This is a genomic window from Pseudomonas sp. WJP1 (assembly GCF_028471945.1).
Classification (GTDB): Bacteria; Pseudomonadota; Gammaproteobacteria; order Pseudomonadales; family Pseudomonadaceae; genus Aquipseudomonas.
Window position 1 is genome coordinate 4,788,190 of record NZ_CP110128.1, and the last position, 16,102, is coordinate 4,804,291.

Here is a 16,102-nt window from a genome sequence, read left to right on the forward strand (position 1 = left end):
ATGCCTGCTATCCCCATGGAGCATGGTCTGGCGGTCGCCGGCATCCTGTTCTGCCTCGGCCTGGTCGGCCTGATGGTCCGCCGCAACATTCTTTTCGTGCTGATGAGCCTGGAGGTCATGATGAATGCCTCCGCGCTGGCGTTCATCGTTGCCGGTAGCCGCTGGGCGCAGCCGGATGGACAGATCATGTTCATCCTGGTGATCAGCCTGGCAGCCGCCGAGGCCAGTATTGGCCTGGCGATCCTGCTGCAACTGTATCGCCGCTTCCACACGCTCGATATCGACGCTGCCAGTGAGATGCGCGGATGAATTTTCTCTATCTGACTTTCGTATTCCCTCTCATTGGTTTCCTGCTGCTGTCGTTCTCCCGTGGACGCCTCTCGGAAAACCTCTCGGCGCTGATCGGCGTCGGTTCCGTCGGCCTGTCTGCCATCGTCACCGCTTACGTGATCTGGCAGTTCAACGTCGCACCACCTGAAGGCGGCCACTACACCCAGGTGTTGTGGCAGTGGATGGCGGTGGAAGGCTTCACGCCGAACTTTGCCCTGTACCTGGATGGTCTGTCCCTGACCATGCTCGGTGTGGTGGTCGGCGTCGGCTTCCTGATCCACCTGTTCGCATCCTGGTACATGCGCGGTGAAGCCGGTTACTCGCGTTTCTTCGCCTACACCAACCTGTTTATCGCCAGCATGCTGTTCCTGGTGCTGGGCGATAACCTGTTGTTCCTGTACTTCGGCTGGGAAGGCGTGGGCCTGTGCTCGTACCTGTTGATCGGTTTCTACTACAGCAACCGCAACAACGGTAACGCCGCGCTCAAGGCCTTCATCGTGACCCGTATCGGCGACGTGTTCATGGCCATCGGCCTGTTCATCCTGTTCGCCCAACTGGGCACGCTGAACGTCCAGGAACTGCTGGTGCTGGCACCGCAGAAATTCCAGGCCGGCGACTTCTGGATGGTCATGGCCACCCTGATGCTGCTGGGCGGCGCTGTCGGTAAATCCGCGCAACTGCCGCTGCAAACCTGGCTGGCGGATGCGATGGCCGGTCCTACCCCGGTTTCGGCACTGATCCACGCCGCAACCATGGTGACCGCGGGCGTCTACCTGATCGCCCGTACCCACGGCCTGTTCACCCTGGCGCCGGAAATCCTGCACCTGGTAGGCATCGTTGGTGGCGTGACCCTGGTCCTGGCCGGTTTCGCCGCACTGGTGCAAACCGACATCAAGCGTATCCTCGCCTACTCGACCATGAGCCAGATCGGCTACATGTTCCTGGCCCTGGGCGTTGGTGCCTGGGATGGTGCGATCTTCCACCTGATGACCCACGCCTTCTTCAAGGCCCTGCTGTTCCTTGCTTCCGGTGCGGTGATCGTTGCCTGCCACCACGAGCAGGACATCTTCAAGATGGGCGGCCTGTGGAAAAAACTGCCCCTGGCCTACGCCAGCTTCATCGTCGGCGGCGCGGCCCTGGCGGCCCTGCCACTGGTGACCGCGGGCTTCTACTCCAAGGACGAAATCCTCTGGGAAGCGTTTGCCAGCGGCCACGAAGGCCTGCTGTATGCAGGTCTGGTCGGTGCGTTCATGACGTCGCTGTACACCTTCCGCCTGATCTTCATCGCGTTCCACGGTGAAGCGAAGACCGAAGCCCACGCCGGTCACGGTATCGCTCACTGGCTGCCACTGTCGGTGCTGATCGTGCTGTCGACCTTCGTCGGCGCAATGATCGTTCCACCGCTGCATGGCGTGCTGCCGCAAAGCGTCGGCCATGCCGGCGGCGAAGCCAAGCACAGCCTGGAAATCGCTTCGGGCGCCATCGCCCTGGCCGGTATCCTGCTGTCCGCGCTGCTGTTCCTCGGCAAGCGTCGCTTCGTCACCGCCATCGCCAACAGCGGCATCGGCCGCTTCCTGTCGGCCTGGTGGTTCGCTGCCTGGGGCTTCGACTGGATCTACGACAAACTGTTCGTCAAGCCTTACCTGGCGATCAGCCACATCCTGCGCAAAGACCCGCTCGACCAGACCATCGGTCTGATCCCGCGCATGGCCAAAGGCGGTCACACCGCCCTGAGCCGTACCGAGACCGGTCAACTGCGTTGGTATGCCGCCTCGATGGCTGCTGGTGCCGTGCTGGTAATCGGCGCCGTCGTGCTGGTAGCGGTCTGATATGAACCTTGCGAACTTGCGAAAGGAATTGAGCCCGTCATGATTCTGCCTTGGCTAATCCTGATACCCTTCATCGGCGGCCTGCTGTGCTGGCTGGGTGAGCGCTTCGGCGCCACCCTCCCCCGCTGGATTGCGCTGATCACCATGTCCCTGTTGCTCGCCCTCGGCCTCTGGCTGTGGGCCCACGGCGACTATTCGTTTGCCCCGGCGCCTGGCGCCGACCCGGCCTGGGTGCTTGAGTTCAAGCACATCTGGATCCAGCGTTTCGGCATCAGCGTGCACCTGGCCCTCGACGGCCTGTCGCTGCTGATGATCATGCTGACCGGCCTGCTGGGTGTCCTTTCGGTCCTCTGCTCGTGGAAAGAGATCCAGCGTCACGTTGGCTTCTTCCACCTGAACCTGATGTGGATCCTGGGCGGTGTCGTCGGCGTGTTCCTGGCCCTCGACCTGTTCATGTTCTTCTTCTTCTGGGAAATGATGCTGGTGCCGATGTACTTCCTCATCGCGCTCTGGGGTCACAGTTCTTCGGACGGCAAGAAAACCCGGATCTACGCGGCGACCAAGTTCTTCATCTTCACTCAGGCTTCCGGCCTGATCATGCTGGTGGCGATCCTGGGCCTGGTACTGGTCAACTTCAACGACACCGGCGTGATTACCTTCAACTACGCCGACCTGTTGAAAACCAAGATGTCGACGACCACCGAGTACATCCTGATGCTCGGCTTCTTCATCGCCTTCGCGGTGAAGTTGCCAGTCGTGCCGTTCCACTCCTGGTTGCCTGACGCTCACGCCCAGGCACCGACCGCAGGTTCCGTGGACCTGGCCGGTATCTTGCTCAAAACTGCTGCGTACGGCCTGCTGCGTTTCGCCCTGCCGCTGTTCCCGAATGCGTCGGCCGAGTTCGCGCCGTTCGCCATGACCCTGGGTCTGATCGGGATCTTCTACGGTGCGTTCCTGGCGTTCGCGCAAACCGACATCAAGCGTCTGATCGCCTTCTCGTCCGTTTCCCACATGGGCTTCGTTCTGATCGGCATCTACTCCGGCAGCCAACTGGCGCTGCAGGGCGCAGTGATGCAGATGCTGGCGCACGGTCTGTCGGCCGCGGCACTCTTTATCCTGAGTGGCCAGCTGTACGAACGCACCCACACCCGCGACATGCGTGAAATGGGTGGCCTGTGGTCGAAGATCGCCTACCTGCCGGCCCTCAGCCTGTTCTTCGCAGCCGCGTCCCTGGGCCTGCCGGGTACCGGTAACTTTGTTGGTGAGTTCCTGATCCTGATCGGCACCTTCCCGATCGCTCCATGGGTCACCATCATCGCGACGTCCGGCCTGGTGTTCGGTTCGGTCTACTCGCTGATCATGATCCACCGTGCGTACTTCGGCCCGGCCAAGTCGGACGCGGTACTGCATGGCATGGACGGTCGCGAAATGATCATGGTGGTCGGTCTGGCAGCGCTGCTGATCTACATCGGCGTCTACCCGCAACCGTTCCTCGATACCTCTGCCGCTACGATGCATGGCGTGCAGCAATGGCTCGGCACCGCCTTCACTCAACTCGCTTCGGCCCGGTAAGAGCGCTATGGAATTTACACTTCAACACTTTATTGCGCTGGGGCCGCTGTTGATCACCAGTGCCACGATCATCGTGGTAATGCTGGCGATCGCCTGGCGGCGTAACCACTCCCAGACCTTCCTGCTGTCGGTGGCGGGTCTGAACCTGGCGTTGCTGTCGATCCTGCCGGCCCTGAAAGTCGCGCCACTGGCGGTGACTCCACTGCTGCAGATCGACACCTTCGCCTGCCTGTACATGGCGCTGATCCTGGTCGCCACCCTGGCCTGTGTGACCCTCGCCCACGCCTACCTCGGCGATGGCGGTTCGGGTTACCCGGGCAACCGTGAAGAACTGTACCTGCTGATCCTGATGGCCGCCGCCGGTGGCCTGGTACTGGTCAGCGCGCAGCACCTGGCCGGCTTGTTCATCGGCCTGGAGCTGCTGTCGGTACCGGTCTACGGTCTGGTGGCCTACGCCTTCTTCAACAAGCGTTCGCTGGAAGCCGGCATCAAGTACATGGTGCTGTCGGCTGCCGGTTCCGCGTTCCTGTTGTTTGGCATGGCGCTGCTGTATGCCGACTCCGGCTCCCTGAGCTTCGTCGGCATCGGCCAGGCCCTGGCGGCCACTGGCCTGCCAAGCTCGCTGGCGCAACTGGGCCTGGGCATGATGCTGATCGGCCTGGCGTTCAAGCTGTCGCTGGTACCTTTCCACCTCTGGACACCAGACGTTTACGAAGGTGCTCCGGCACCGGTGGCAGCGTTCCTGGCGACCGCTTCCAAAGTTGCCGTGTTCGCGGTGATGGTGCGTCTGTTCCAGATCTCGCCAGCGGCGAGCAGCGGCGTACTGAGCGACGTGCTGACCATCATCGCCATCGCGTCGATCCTGTTCGGTAACCTGCTGGCGCTGACCCAGAGCAACCTCAAGCGTCTGCTGGGTTACTCCTCCATCGCCCACTTCGGTTACCTGCTGATCGCCCTGGTGGCGAGCAAGGGCCTGGCCGTGGAAGCCATCGGCGTGTACCTGGTCACCTACGTGATCACCAGCCTCGGCGCGTTCGGCGTGATCACCCTGATGTCCTCGCCGTACAACGGCCGTGACGCCGATGCCCTGTACGAATACCGCGGCCTGTTCTGGCGCCGTCCGTACCTGACCGCCGTACTGACCGTGATGATGCTGTCCCTGGCCGGTATCCCGCTGACCGCGGGCTTCATCGGCAAGTTCTACATCATCGCCACCGGTGTCCAGTCGCAACAATGGTGGCTGGTCGGCTCCCTGGTACTGGGCAGCGCCATCGGCGTGTTCTACTACCTGCGCGTCATGGTCACCCTGTACCTGATCGAACCGAACCTGCGTCGCCACGATGCCCAGCTACATTGGGAGCAACGTGCAGGCGGCGTGATGCTGCTCGCCATCGCGGTACTGGCCTTCTTCCTCGGCCTGTATCCACAGCCGTTGTTGAACCTGGTACAGCAATCGGGTCTGGCGGGTTGATCGCTTAAGCTTCACTCGGTAGTAAACAGAAACGGCACCTTCGGGTGCCGTTTTTGCGTTTGTGGGATTTATTACCGGTGTGCACTCCTCCTCCAATAAATCCAGAAAGCTCACGCGGTAGTAGCCGTCTTGTCCTACATCCAGCACTGAGCATTTGGCTCTATCTTGAATAGCTTCCAGATTGAGAAACCAATGCGAGAACCGACAATGAAACGTGACATTTTTTCCGAACTGATAGAAGGCTTGGACTCCCTGGCTGCCGAGCGCCAAGGGAATGTCACGTTGCTAAGCCATAGAGTGAAGAGTTCCAAATATTCCCCGGCTATCACCGAGAAACCAAGCTTCTTTGTCGTGCGCGAAAATTCTGGCTATATTTGTCCAGAATATGGGGGAGAAATGATGATCATCGTTCCGTTGGCCGAAGCCAAAAATAATCTGTCCAAACTCGTCGATGATGCAGCAGCCGGACAGATCATCACGATCGCCAAACATGGTCGGGCCCTTGCGCGCCTGGTTCCAATTGGAAAACCCAGCGGACAGCGAATCGGAACAATGAAAGGCAAACTGGTGCTTCCGGAAGACTTTGACGCGCCCCTGCCAGACGACATGCTCGATGTATTTGAAGGCACTGGCGAATGAGGCTGCTGCTCGACACGCACATTTTGCTCTGGACACTCAGTGATGATCCGAGACTCTCGGGCAAAGCCAGAAAGCTCATTGAGAACGCTGCCGACATTTATGTCAGCGCAGCGTCATTCTGGGAGATGGCGATCAAAGTCGGACTGGGTAAGCTGAATGTCGATCTGGAAGAAATCCGGCAGTACTGCCTCGAAAGCGGGTTCATCGAATTGCCGGTCACTTCCGAGCATGCCATTGCTGTGAAAGACCTCGAGCATCACCATCGCGACCCGTTCGACCGCCTCATTGTTGCAACCGCCATGACTGAACCCATGAAGCTTCTCACCGCCGACCCGTTGGTTGCCAAGTACACCGATTTAGCTGTTTTAGTCTGATCGGTCCACTCTAATAAATGGATTGCCTGTAATACCCTCATCGCGAGCAGGCTCGCTCCCACAGGGGATCGTCTGTGGACACACAAATCGCGAACACCGCCGATCAAATGTAGGAGTGAGCCTGCTCGCGATAGCGGTGGAACAGACACAAATGAAAACGGCACCTCCCGGTGCCGTTCGCCTTTCACACTCCAACGCTTTACTTGCGCGCCGCCTCCCACGATTTCAGCAGTTCGGCATAACTCACGGTTTCACCCTGCGGCTTCTCGTTCGCCAGTTTCGGTTTCGGTGCGCCCGGCTGATCGAACCAGTATTGAGCATCGCGCTCAGGGTTCATTTTAGGCGCGCAGGTGGCTTGGGCTTTCGAGCGCTCCAGACGGGACATGATGGCGTCCTGATCCTTGGCCAGGCCGTCGAGTGCCTGTTGCGGGGTTTTCTCGCCGCTGGCGGCTTCGGCGATGTGGCTCCACCACAGTTGCGCCAGGCGCGGATAATCCGGCACGTTGGTCCCGGTCGGGGTCCATTGCACGCGGGCCGGGCTGCGGTAGAACTCCACCAGGCCACCCAGTTTCGGTGCCAGGTCGGTCATGGCCTGCGAGTTGATGTCCGATTCGCGGATCGGGGTCAGGCCGACGATGGTTTTCTTCAGCGAGACGGTTTTCGAGGTCACGAACTGTGCGTATAGCCAGGCCGCGAGTTTTTGTTTCTCAGGCGTGGACTTCATGAACGTCCAGGAACCCACGTCCTGATACCCCAGCTTCATGCCCTCCTCCCAGTACGGCCCGCGTGGCGACGGTGCCATGCGCCATTTTGGCGTGCCATCAGCGTTCATCACGGCCAGGCCCGGCTTGGTCATGTCGGCGGTGAAGGCGGTGTACCAGAAGATCTGTTGGGCAATGTTGCCCTGGGACGGTACCGGCCCGGATTCGGAGAAGGTCATGCCCGCCGCTTCAGGTGGTGCGTATTTCTTCATCCAGTCCACGTATTTGGTGGTGGCGAATACCGCCGCCGGGCCGTTGGTGTCGCCACCACGGGTCACGCTGGAGCCGACCGGGTGGCAGTCCTCAACGCGGATGCCCCACTCGTCCACCGGCAAGCCATTGGGAATGCCCTTGTCGCCGCCACCGGCCATGGAGAACCAGGCATCGGTAAAGCGCCAGCCCAGGGACGGGTCTTTCTTGCCGTAGTCCATGTGCCCGTAGACACGCTTGCCGTCGATTTCCTTGACGTCTTCGCTGAAGAACTTGGCAATGTCTTCATAGGCCGACCAGTTCACCGGCACACCCAGCTCGTAGCCGTACTTTTCCTTGAATTTGGCTTTGAGGTCCGCGCGTTCGAACCAGTCGGCGCGGAACCAGTACAGGTTGGCGAATTGTTGGTCGGGCAGCTGATAGATCTTGCCGTCCGGCGCGGTGGTGAAGGAGATGCCGATGAAGTCCTTGATGTCCAGGGTCGGCGAGGTGAAGTTCTTGCCTTCGTTGGCCATCAGGTCGGTGATCGATTCGGTCTTGCCGTAACGGAAGTGCGTACCGATCAGGTCCGAGTCGTTGACCCAGCCGTCATAGATGTTCTTGTCCGACTGCATCTGGGTCTGCAGCTTTTCCACCACGTCGCCTTCCTGCAGCAGGTCGTGGGTCAGCTTGATCCCGGTGATTTCAGTGAAGGCCTTGGCCAGCACCTTGGATTCGTACTCGTGGGTGGCGATGGTTTCCGACACCACCTTGATGCTCATTCCGCGAAACGGCTCCGCCGCCTTGATGAACCACTTCAGCTCTTCGAGTTGCTGATCGGCCGTCAGGGTCGACGGCTTGAACTCGCTGCCGATCCATTTCTTCGCGGCGTCTTCATAGGCATCGGCCCAGGCCGAAGCGCTCAAACCGCTGAGTGCCAGCATGGCTGCCAATGAAATGCTATGTCGCAGCTTATTGTTTTTGTCGAACATAGAGACCTCCTTATTGAGTTTCGGAGCAACATTGCCGAGCGATTCGACTAGCCCCAACGCATCACAGCCAACAGCCACACCAGGGACATCGCGAAGGCGACCCAGATGCTCCAGTCGGTCACGCCGATTACCAGCAGATGCAGGTAGGCGCTGCCGAGAAGACCGATGAACAACCGATCGCCACGGGTGGTGGCAATCGGTAAAAAGCCCCGTCGCAGAATGCTTGGCGAACGCAACTCCCAGGTGGTCATGCCCACCAGGATCAAGGCGATGACACTGAAGAACGCCGCCGTGGGGACGGTCCAACTCATCCATTCCATCATCGACTCCTCATACCCGGCCCAGGGCAAAGCCCTTGGCCACGTGGTTGCGAACAAACCAGATCACCAGCATGCCCGGGAGGATGGTCAACACCCCCGCCGCCGCCAGCACGCCCCAGTCGATACCCGACGCCGAGACCGTGCGGGTCATCACCGCCGCGATGGGCTTGGCGTTCACCGAGGTCAGGGTCCGCGCCAGCAGCAGCTCGACCCAGGAAAACATGAAGCAAAAAAACGCCGTGACACCGATGCCGGAGCCGATCAGCGGAATGAAGATCTTCACGAAGAACTTGGGAAAACTGTAGCCGTCGATGTAGGCGGTTTCGTCGATTTCCTTGGGAACACCCGACATGAAGCCTTCGAGAATCCACACTGCCAGCGGCACGTTGAACAGGCAGTGCGCCAGGGCCACCGCGATGTGGGTGTCGAACAGGCCGATCGATGAATACAGCTGGAAGAACGGCAACAGGAACACCGCTGGCGGCGCCATGCGGTTGGTCAGCAGCCAGAAGAACAGGTGCTTGTCGCCGAGGAAGCGGTAGCGCGAGAACGCATAGGCCGCCGGCAATGCCACGGTGAGGGAGATGATGGTGTTCAGGCTCACGTAGTACGCCGAGTTGATGTAGCCGGTGTACCAGCTCGGATCGGTGAAGATCACCTTGTAGTTGGCCAGGGTGAAATCCTGTGGGAAAAGCGTCAGGCCGCCGAGGATTTCGCTGTTGCTCTTGAAGGACATGTTCAGCAGCCAGTAGATCGGCACCAGCAGGAACAGGATGTAGATCAGCAGTGGGATCACTTTTTTCATAGGGATAGCCTCATGCTCATGATGGCCTCAGCGGTTGGCGTCAGAGTGAGTCATGGCGGTATAAAACAGCCAGGACACCAACAGGATGATCAGGAAGTACACCAGCGAGAATGCGGCGGCCGGCCCCAGGTCGAACTGCCCGATCGCCATCTGCGTCAGGGTCTGGCTGAGGAAGGTCGTGGCATTGCCCGGCCCGCCCCCGGTCAATACGAACGGCTCGGTGTAGATCATGAAGCTGTCCATGAAGCGCAGCATCACGGCGATCAAGAGCACACTCTTGAGCTTGGGCAACTGGATATGCCGGAACACGGCCCAGGCCGAGGCACGGTCGATCCGCGCCGCCTGGTAGTACACGTCCGGAATCGCCCGCAATCCGGAGAAACACAAGAGCGCCACCAGTGAGGTCCAGTGCCAGACGTCCATCACCAGCACGGTGACCCAGGCGTCCATGGTGTTCGCCGCATAGTTGTAGTTGATGCCCATGGCCTTGAGGCTCGCCCCCAGCAGGCCAATGTCGGCCCGGCCGAAGATTTGCCAGATGGTGCCGACCACGTTCCACGGGATCAGCAACGGAATCGCCAGGATGATCAGCACCACCGACGACCAGCGCCCCTTGGTCGGCATGGTCAGGGCAATCGCGATGCCCAGGGGGATTTCGATCAGCAGCACGCACGCCGAGTAGATGAACTGGCGCAGCAACGAATCGTGCAAACGCGGGTCGAGCAGCACCTGCTTGTACCAGTCGGCACCGACGAAGTAGCGGCTGGACTGGTCGAAGATGTCCTGCACCGAGTAGTTGACCACGGTCATCATCGGGATCACCGCACTGAACGCCACCAGCAGGAATACCGGCAGCACCAGCCACCAGGCCTTGTTGTTCTGCACCTTGTTCATGACTGCACCTCACCCACCGATTGCGGTTCCAGCAGGAAATCATCGGCATAGACCATCAGCCACTGCGCTGGAAAACTGATATACGCGGTGCCTTCGGGCACCGGCTTGTCTTCGGCCAGGCGTACTTTCAGCGGCACGCCGTCGAGGTTGAGGGTCATGATCTTGTAGGTGCCGAGGTCTTCGACGTGTACGACTTGTGCCCGCAGCGCGTCATCAAAGGGTTCGTCCCAGACATGGATGAACTCCGGGCGAATGCCGACCTTCAGGGTGTGCCATTCGGACTCGGCGATGCGTTTCTGCATGGCCTCGGACAAGGGTAGATGGGTCGAGGCGAAACCGACGCCCCCTGGTTGCACCTCGACCTCGATCAGGTTCATCCCCGGACTGCCAATGAAATAACCGACAAAGGTGTGGCTCGGCCGCTCGAACAATTCCCGCGGCGTGCCGAACTGCACGATCTGTCCGCCGTACATCACCGCAATTTTATCGGCGAAGGTCGAGGCCTCCAGTTGATCGTGGGTGACATAGACCATGGTGATGTTGAACTGCTCGTGGATCTGCTTGAGCTTGCGCCGCAGCTTCCACTTCAGGTGCGGGTCGATCACCGTCAGCGGCTCATCGAAGAGGATGGCCGAGACGTCATCACGCACCAACCCACGGCCCATGGAGACTTTCTGTTTTTCGTCGGCGGTGAGGTTGCTGGCTTTCTTGCTCAGCAGGCTCTGCAGGTCGAGAACTTCGGCAATTTCCCGCACCTTGGTGTGAATTTTCGCCTCGGCCATGCCCTGGTTACGCAACGGAAAGGCCAGGTTGTCGAACACCGTCATGGTGTCGTAGACCACCGGGAACTGGAACACCTGGGCGATGTTGCGCTTTTCCGGGGTCAGGTTGTTGACCGCCTTGCCATCGAACAGCACATGGCCCTGGGACGGGCTGAGCAAGCCGGAAATGATGTTGAGCAAGGTCGACTTGCCGCAACCCGACGGGCCGAGCAACGCGTAGGCGCCGCCCTGTTCCCAGATGTGGTCCATCTGGCGGATCGCGTAGTCCTCTGGGCCGCTCGGGGTGCTGGTATAGCTATGGGCGAGGTTCTGCAAACGGATTTCGGCCATCAGGCAACCCTCGCGACGCGCCGGCCGGGCGCCTGGACCAGCCGCCCCTGCGCATCGAACACAAACAGTTTATGGGTCGGGATGTAGATGCGGATCGGCGCATCGACGTCGTATTCGTGAACACCGGGCAAGTGCAGCACCAGCAGGAAATGCTCGTTGCGCACGTGCAGGAAGGTTTCCGAGCCGCTGATTTCCGCGACTTCGACGGTCACCGCCAGTTCCAGGTCATCGTCGTTGCTCGGTACCAGCGAGATATGGCTGGGGCGCACACCAAAGCGGAACTCGCCCTCGCCCACCGGGCGCAAGTCGACGTTCAACGGGAAGTGCACGAAGTTGGCGAAGCTCACTTCGTTGCCGGCAATGCGACCCGGCATCAGGTTGATCGGCGGCTCGGAGAACAACTCCGCCGCCAGTACGGTCTGCGGCTGGTGGTAGACCTCGGCCGACGGGCCGCTCTGGATCACCCGGCCTTCATGGAGAATGGTGGTGGTGCCGCCCAGGGCCAGGGCCTCGTTGGGCTCGGTGGTGGCATAGATGGCGATGGTATGGCGCGCCTTGAACAACTCGCGCATTTCCTGGCGCAGCTCTTCGCGCAATTTGTAGTCGAGGTTGACCAGTGGCTCATCGAACAGTATCAGCTCGGCATCCTTGACCAGCGCCCTCGCCATGGCGGTGCGCTGCTGCTGGCCACCGGAGAGTTCCAGCGGAAAACGCTTGAGGAACTTCTCGATGCGCAGCATCTTCGCGGTTTCCAGCACCTTGCTCTGGATCAGCTCATTGGACACACCGGCCTGGCGCAACGGCGAGGCGATGTTCTCGAAGACGGTCATGGTCGGGTAATTGATGAACTGCTGATACACCATTGACACGTTGCGCAGGCGCACCGGGCGCTGGGTGACATCGACGCCATTCATCAGGATGCGACCGCTGTCAGGCTTGTCCAGCCCGGCCATCAGGCGCATGAGACTGGTCTTGCCGGACAGCGTGCGCCCGAGCAAGACGTTGAAGGATCCGGGTTCGAAACGCAGGCACGCATCGTCAATCCAGGTCTGGCCCTCGACGGTGCGGCTGACATGCTCCAGGGTTAATGACATGGCTCGGCCTTTTTTATTTTTTGAGACAAGCGACCCGAGCGGTATAGCGACATTTGTGCCAGAAAACGCAAGCCGTTGATTTGGCTTTGAATCCTTGAAAGTGACTGCTGGGTCACGTTCATTGATGAACACAAATGAACAATCGCGACTGAACAACTGAACAGTTCAGCGATTGACAATGAACATTAGTGAACAACACTCTATGGGTTGTTCACGGTCCTTGTAGGAGCCAGGCTTGTGGCGTTTGAACGTCATGCAAAATCCATAACAACAATAAAAGCGTTAATCAGAGGCTGACTTGAATGGCCGCACCTGCCCCCGCGTTATCCCACGACGCCATCGTCCAGGACTCCTGGAACCGTTGCCGCGCCTTCGGTCTCAACCATCAGAGCACCCCGGCCTTCGATCAGCTACCAGCGGAAGGCATCAAGCAATTGCTGGAAAGCCAGCATTCCCTGGTGCAGACCACCCATCAGGAAGTCCTGCCGTACTACGAGAACATCCTCAGCAACTCCAACTGCCTGATCATGCTCGCCGACAATCAGGGCCAAGTGCTGACGTCCTGGGGCACCCAACGGTTTATCGAACCAAACCTCACCCGTGGCTTCAGCGCCGGCGCCAGCTGGATGGAGCGCTGCAGCGGCACCAATGCGATCGGTACCGCGCTGGCTTGCGAGCAAGCGGTGCACATCGAGCACGATGAGCACTTTCTCAAGGCCAACCGCTTCATGACCGGCTCCGCCGCGCCGATTTTCGATGCCGAGCGCAAGGTCATCGCCGTGCTGGATGTGTCCAGCGACAGCTACCTGCCGCCGTCCCATACCCTGGGCATGGTCAAGATGATGAGCCAGACCGTGGAAAACCGGCTGATTCTCAACCTGTTCCACGGCCAGCACTTTCAACTGACGTTCAACACCGGCCTCAACAACCTCGACAGCCAGTGGGCCGGATTGCTGATTTTCGATGAGAGTGGCCAGGTGCTGTCCGCCAATCGTCGCGCCGACAACCTGCTGGGCGTGCGCCTGTCGCGGGTCAGTGTCGAGAGCGTGTTCAAGGTTTCGTTGCTGGAGCTGCTGAATCAACCCGAAGGCCTGCCCTTCTCGCTTCAGACGTCGGGGCGCAATCGCTTCCAGTGCCTGCTGAAGCGGCCAAATGTGGCCCCTGTTCAGGCGCGAGTGTTCACTGAACCCAGCGTCATAGCGCCCGCCGCCATCAGCCTCAACACCCTGCATTTTGGCGACAGCCGCGTGGAAAAAGCCGTGCGCCAGGCCGAGCGCCTGTTGGAAAAAGACATTCCGTTGTTGATTCACGGCGAAACCGGGGTCGGCAAGGAGGTGTTCGTCAAAGCCCTGCATCAGGCCAGCTCGCGCAACAAACAGGCGTTCATCGCCGTTAACTGTGCAGCTATTCCCGCCGAACTGGTGGAGTCTGAGCTGTTCGGCTATGAAAAAGGCGCGTTCACCGGCGCCAACCAGAAAGGCAGCATCGGCCTGATCCGCAAGGCTGACAAAGGCACGCTGTTCCTCGATGAGATCGGCGACATGCCGCTGCCGACCCAGGCCCGCTTGCTGCGGGTGTTGCAGGAGCGTTGCGTGCAACCGGTGGGCAGCAGCGAGTTGTTCCCGGTGGACATCCGCATCATTTCCGCGACCAACCGCTCGTTGCGCGAACAGGTGCAACTGGGGCGGTTTCGAGAAGACTTGTACTACCGCATCGGCGGCCTGACCCTGGAACTGCCGCCGTTAAGGGAGCGAAGTGATAAGGAGGCGCTGTTCAAACGCTTGTGGGAACAGCACCGCGAACCGTGTCAGTGGGCCGGGTTGAGCCGCGAAGTGCTGGAATTGTTCAGCCGTCATCCGTGGCCGGGGAATTTAAGGCAGGTCAGCAGCGTGATGCAGGTGGCGCTGGCGATGGCCGAGGAGCAACCGGTGCGACCGGAGCATTTGCCGGATGATTTTTTTGTCGATCTGGAGATGGAGCCAGTGGAGACGCCGGAGCCGCTGGCGGTGGATCTGGATGATGCCGAGGATTTGAATCGGCAGTTGCAGGCGGTCGGGGGGAATATTTCGCATCTGGCGCGGCGGCTGGGGGTTAGCCGCAATACCCTTTACAAGCGGTTGCGCCAATCAGACAGCTGACTGCTGCGCAGTCAATCGCGGGCAAGCCCGCTCCCACAGGGTTTTGCGCCGTTCACAAAATCGAAATTCACTTCGATCACTGTGGGAGCGGGCTTGCCCGCGATGAGGCCAGCCGGGACACCGCTGCACTTACGCCTTGAAAAACGAAAACCCGCACAAGGCGGGTTTTGTTTTGCAGCGGATAAAGCTGTCAGTCAGCCAAACGCCAGGTCGTCCCACCCTTGCCATCTTCCAGCACCACGCCCATGGCGGTGAGCTGGTCGCGGATGCGGTCGGATTCGGCCCAGTCCTTGCCGGCGCGTGCCGCCAGGCGCGCAGCAATCAGCGCCTCGACTTCCGCTGCATCCACGCGCCCTTCGGCACCGGCTTGCAGGAAGTCATCGGCTTCCAGTTGCAACACACCCAGCACGCTGGCCAGTTCTTTCAAACGGGCAGCCAGGCCGGCCGCTGCGTTCAAATCGCTTTCGCGCAGGCGGTTGATCTCGCGCACCATTTCGAACAGCACTGCGCAGGCTTCCGGCGTGCCGAAATCGTCGTTCATCACCTGGGTGAAACGCTCGACAAAGGCTTCGCCGCCGGCCGGCGCCACGCTCGGCAGGCCTTTCAACGCGTGGTAGAAACGCTCCAGGGCACCCTTGGCGTCCTTGAGGTTGTCTTCCGAATAGTTGATGGCGCTGCGGTAGTGGCTCGACACCAGCAGGTAACGCACGACTTCCGGGTGGTACTTGTCGAGCACGTCGCGGATGGTGAAGAAGTTGTTCAAGGACTTGGACATCTTCTCGCCATTGATACGGATCATGCCGCAATGCATCCACGCGTTGGCGTAGGTCTTGCCGGTGGCCGCTTCGCTCTGGGCGATTTCGTTTTCGTGGTGCGGGAACTCCAGGTCACTGCCGCCGCCATGAATATCGAAGGTTTCGCCCAGGCAGCAGGTGGACATCACCGAGCACTCGATGTGCCAGCCCGGACGCCCGGCGCCCCACGGCGATTCCCAGCTCGGCTCACCCGGCTTGGCGGCTTTCCAAAGCACGAAGTCCAGCGGGTCCTGCTTGGACTCGTCGACTTCGATGCGCGCGCCGATGCGCAGGTCTTCGATTTTCTTGCGCGACAGCTTGCCGTAGCCCATGAACTTGCCGACGCGGTAGTACACGTCGCCATTGCCCGGGGCGTAGGCATAACCCTTGTCGATCAGGGTCTGGATCATCGCGTGCATGCCCGGGATGTGATCCGTGGCACGCGGCTCCATGTCTGGCTTCTTGATGTTCAGGCGCGCTTCGTCTTCGTGCATCGCCGCGATCATGCGCTCGGTCAAGGCTTCGAACGACTCGCCGTTCTCATTGGCCCGATTGATGATCTTGTCGTCAATGTCGGTGATGTTGCGCACATAAGTCAGGTCGTAGCCGCTAAAACGCAGCCAACGGGTCACCAGGTCGAAGGCGACCATGCTGCGCCCGTGGCCCAGGTGGCAGTAGTCGTACACGGTCATGCCGCACACGTACATGCGCACCTTGTTGCCATCGAGCGGCTTGAAGACTTCTTTGCTCTTGGTGAGCGTGTTGTAGATCGAAAGCACTTTAGAGGA

Annotated in this window: 14 protein-coding genes; 7 read left to right on the forward strand and 7 right to left on the reverse strand. The window is 60.1% G+C overall.

Features of this window, described 5'->3' with window-relative positions; genetic code table 11:
* The 6 genes from nuoK (at position 1) to OH720_RS21545 (ending at position 6,215) form a co-directional block, all read left to right on the forward strand.
* A complete protein-coding gene (gene nuoK, locus OH720_RS21520) occupies positions 1–309 on the forward strand; it encodes an NADH-quinone oxidoreductase subunit NuoK (protein WP_007946416.1) in 309 nt (102 codons plus the stop codon).
* Positions 306–2,159, forward strand: a complete 1,854-nt coding sequence (gene nuoL, locus OH720_RS21525; RefSeq protein ID WP_272602836.1) for an NADH-quinone oxidoreductase subunit L — start codon at positions 306–308, stop codon at positions 2,157–2,159. Before nuoK ends, nuoL begins: the two co-directional genes overlap by 4 nt.
* 39 nt (positions 2,160–2,198) lie before the next feature.
* Complete coding sequence (gene nuoM, locus OH720_RS21530) at positions 2,199–3,731, forward strand: NADH-quinone oxidoreductase subunit M (protein WP_008061980.1); 1,533 nt, start codon at positions 2,199–2,201, stop codon at positions 3,729–3,731.
* A gap of 7 nt (positions 3,732–3,738) precedes the next feature.
* Positions 3,739–5,202, forward strand: a complete 1,464-nt coding sequence (gene nuoN / locus OH720_RS21535; protein WP_008061979.1) for an NADH-quinone oxidoreductase subunit NuoN — start codon at positions 3,739–3,741, stop codon at positions 5,200–5,202.
* A 207-nt stretch (positions 5,203–5,409) separates the two neighbouring features.
* A complete protein-coding gene (locus OH720_RS21540; protein WP_272602837.1) occupies positions 5,410–5,841 on the forward strand; it encodes a type II toxin-antitoxin system Phd/YefM family antitoxin in 432 nt (143 codons plus the stop codon).
* The gene (locus OH720_RS21545) at positions 5,838–6,215 is read left to right on the forward strand and encodes a type II toxin-antitoxin system VapC family toxin (protein ID WP_008061975.1); all 378 of its coding nucleotides are present in this window, start codon (positions 5,838–5,840) and stop codon (positions 6,213–6,215) included. Before OH720_RS21540 ends, OH720_RS21545 begins: the two co-directional genes overlap by 4 nt.
* A 199-nt stretch (positions 6,216–6,414) precedes the next feature.
* Here the strand turns inward: OH720_RS21545 and OH720_RS21550 are convergent, their stop codons facing one another.
* From OH720_RS21550 to OH720_RS21575, 6 genes are read right to left on the reverse strand one after another with little or no spacing between them, the layout of a single operon-like run.
* Entirely contained in the window at positions 6,415–8,157 is a 1,743-nt protein-coding gene (locus OH720_RS21550; RefSeq protein ID WP_008061970.1) for an ABC transporter substrate-binding protein, read from the reverse strand.
* Positions 8,158–8,204: 47 nt separating this feature from the next.
* The gene (locus OH720_RS21555) at positions 8,205–8,477 is read right to left on the reverse strand and encodes a DUF2160 domain-containing protein (protein WP_008061969.1); all 273 of its coding nucleotides are present in this window, start codon (positions 8,475–8,477) and stop codon (positions 8,205–8,207) included.
* A gap of 10 nt (positions 8,478–8,487) precedes the next feature.
* The gene (locus tag OH720_RS21560) at positions 8,488–9,282 is read right to left on the reverse strand and encodes a carbohydrate ABC transporter permease (protein WP_442967213.1); all 795 of its coding nucleotides are present in this window, start codon (positions 9,280–9,282) and stop codon (positions 8,488–8,490) included.
* Between the two features lie 27 nt (positions 9,283–9,309).
* The gene (locus OH720_RS21565) at positions 9,310–10,176 is read right to left on the reverse strand and encodes a carbohydrate ABC transporter permease (protein ID WP_020801179.1); all 867 of its coding nucleotides are present in this window, start codon (positions 10,174–10,176) and stop codon (positions 9,310–9,312) included.
* Positions 10,173–11,288, reverse strand: coding sequence for an ABC transporter ATP-binding protein (locus OH720_RS21570; RefSeq protein WP_272602838.1), 1,116 nt, complete (start codon positions 11,286–11,288; stop codon positions 10,173–10,175). The genes OH720_RS21565 and OH720_RS21570 overlap by 4 nt, the downstream gene beginning before the upstream one ends.
* Entirely contained in the window at positions 11,288–12,382 is a 1,095-nt protein-coding gene (locus OH720_RS21575; protein WP_180206855.1) for an ABC transporter ATP-binding protein, read from the reverse strand. Before OH720_RS21575 ends, OH720_RS21570 begins: the two co-directional genes overlap by 1 nt.
* A 302-nt stretch (positions 12,383–12,684) precedes the next feature.
* On the opposite strand from OH720_RS21575, the gene OH720_RS21580 reads away from it, so the two are divergent.
* Positions 12,685–14,520: a sigma-54-dependent Fis family transcriptional regulator gene (locus OH720_RS21580; RefSeq protein ID WP_272602839.1), complete on the forward strand. Its 1,836-nt coding sequence runs from the start codon at positions 12,685–12,687 to the stop codon at positions 14,518–14,520.
* Between the two features lie 190 nt (positions 14,521–14,710).
* Here the strand turns inward: OH720_RS21580 and cysS are convergent, their stop codons facing one another.
* A complete protein-coding gene (cysS, locus tag OH720_RS21585; protein WP_110754345.1) occupies positions 14,711–16,093 on the reverse strand; it encodes a cysteine--tRNA ligase in 1,383 nt (460 codons plus the stop codon).
* Positions 16,094–16,102 lie beyond the last annotated feature (9 nt).

Bases quoted from the DNA above. Each gene is read 5' to 3' on its own strand.
- OH720_RS21560 (WP_442967213.1), bottom strand. From the start codon at position 9,282: ATGAAAAAAGTGATCCCACTGCTGATCTACATCCTGTTCCTGCTGGTG.
- OH720_RS21580 (WP_272602839.1), top strand. From the start codon at position 12,685: ATGGCCGCACCTGCCCCCGCGTTATCCCACGACGCCATCGTCCAGGAC.
- OH720_RS21545 (WP_008061975.1), top strand. From the start codon at position 5,838: ATGAGGCTGCTGCTCGACACGCACATTTTGCTCTGGACACTCAGTGAT.
- OH720_RS21550 (WP_008061970.1), bottom strand. From the start codon at position 8,157: ATGTTCGACAAAAACAATAAGCTGCGACATAGCATTTCATTGGCAGCC.
- OH720_RS21565 (WP_020801179.1), bottom strand. From the start codon at position 10,176: ATGAACAAGGTGCAGAACAACAAGGCCTGGTGGCTGGTGCTGCCGGTA.
- nuoN (WP_008061979.1), top strand. From the start codon at position 3,739: ATGGAATTTACACTTCAACACTTTATTGCGCTGGGGCCGCTGTTGATC.
- OH720_RS21575 (WP_180206855.1), bottom strand. From the start codon at position 12,382: ATGTCATTAACCCTGGAGCATGTCAGCCGCACCGTCGAGGGCCAGACC.
- OH720_RS21570 (WP_272602838.1), bottom strand. From the start codon at position 11,288: ATGGCCGAAATCCGTTTGCAGAACCTCGCCCATAGCTATACCAGCACC.
- nuoK (WP_007946416.1), top strand. From the start codon at position 1: ATGCCTGCTATCCCCATGGAGCATGGTCTGGCGGTCGCCGGCATCCTG.
- OH720_RS21540 (WP_272602837.1), top strand. From the start codon at position 5,410: ATGAAACGTGACATTTTTTCCGAACTGATAGAAGGCTTGGACTCCCTG.
- OH720_RS21555 (WP_008061969.1), bottom strand. From the start codon at position 8,477: ATGGAATGGATGAGTTGGACCGTCCCCACGGCGGCGTTCTTCAGTGTC.
- nuoL (WP_272602836.1), top strand. From the start codon at position 306: ATGAATTTTCTCTATCTGACTTTCGTATTCCCTCTCATTGGTTTCCTG.
- nuoM (WP_008061980.1), top strand. From the start codon at position 2,199: ATGATTCTGCCTTGGCTAATCCTGATACCCTTCATCGGCGGCCTGCTG.